At 45.7% G+C, this 256-nt stretch carries 1 protein-coding gene; it reads left to right on the forward strand.

Annotated elements, in window-relative coordinates; translation table 11 throughout:
* Positions 1–256 (forward strand): type IX secretion system membrane protein PorP/SprF (locus V7S76_RS13290; RefSeq protein ID WP_459510627.1); only part of this gene is annotated, 256 nt, incomplete at both ends.

Genomic DNA, 256 nt, shown 5'->3' on the forward strand with positions numbered 1-256 from the left:
AATCTGGCAGCACGGAAAACAGCGAGATTATTGTATCCAATCGCCAGCAATGGATTGGTTTAGACGGAGCACCTAAAACCTTAGGAGTAACGGCTAATGTGAAATGGAAATACAACAAAGGAGTAGGCGTGATTGCCTACCAAGATCAAGCGGGACCCATGACGGTAACGAATATAGCCACAGACTTTGCTTATCACATCCGATTGGATCAGAAATGGACGATGAGTGGAGGGATCCGAGCAGGTCTTTTGAACTT

It is taken from the genome of Aquirufa sp. ROCK2-A2, from assembly GCF_054558485.1.